Raw genomic sequence first — 1,032 nt, forward strand, 5'->3', positions numbered from 1 at the left:
AGGACTACCTAACTTAGGTAATCCTCTTTATTAAACTAACTATATCTTTCTAAACTAGGTTAAAATTTATCATAAATTTTAACTTATTCTATTCACCAAAGGTAGGAAATTTAGATAAATCAATTACTTTATCATATCTAGCTAATATCTCGTCATCATAATGATGAATAACTTCCACTAAGGTCTGTGGGATGGACAATAAAATATTTGAAATTTGGCTAGCATTTTCCTTATCAAGATTCGATTTGACTTCATCAGCTAATATCAGCTCATTATCATGGTACAAGCTACGCGCAATTTCTAAGCGTTGCTTTTCACCTCCAGAGAGTTTATCTGCCTGAAGAATTTGACCCCTTAAAAAGGCTAGATTCACTCGATTAAGAATATCATCCATTTTAGCATCATCGACTGCTTCACCAAGAGTGATATTATCTTCCAGTGATAGCCCATCAAAAACATAGGACTCTTGTAAAATATAAGAAATTGATTTAGCAATTTGTTCCTTTCCTAAGGTCTGTCCAGCATAAGTTACTTTCCCTAAATCTGGCGATATTTCTCCATAAATCATATTCAATAAGGTTGACTTACCACATCCACTGGCGCCAACTAAAGCAATTTTCTCACCTTTTTTGATTTCAAATGACAGATTTTCAAAAAGCAATTTATCTTTAAAACTTAAACTAAGCTTATCGCATACGATAGGGAAAAGGGAGATCGAGGGTTGTTCATTGGTTTCTACATTATCATCTTCAAGTAAATAGGCATACTTTTCTCTAAGTTGCTTAGTTGACTTATAAGTATTGATAAAATACGACAGTTCATTAAATTGATAACCAATATTATGAGAAACCAGATAAATAGCAACAAAACTAGCACCAGAAAGATAATGATAATAAGTCATCATCCCGCCAATAATAATAGGAATGACCGAACAAAAAGCATCAATGCTATTGATTATCATACTATTCAGAGTTCGTTGCTGCTCGTATCTAATATCCTGTTCAACCCTTGTCAACAAAGATGTCATAAAAC

Annotated in this window: 1 protein-coding gene; it reads right to left on the reverse strand. The window is 32.8% G+C overall.

Annotation, left to right across the window (positions count from 1 at the left end; genetic code table 11):
* Positions 1-88 precede the first annotated feature (88 nt).
* Positions 89-1,032: ATP-binding cassette domain-containing protein (locus tag ACFORF_RS05370; RefSeq protein WP_380426205.1), on the reverse strand; the 944-nt coding region annotated here is incomplete at its 5' end.

Origin of the sequence: Streptococcus caprae (genome assembly GCF_042649745.1) — a bacterium.
GTDB lineage: Bacteria > Bacillota > Bacilli > Lactobacillales > Streptococcaceae > Streptococcus > Streptococcus caprae.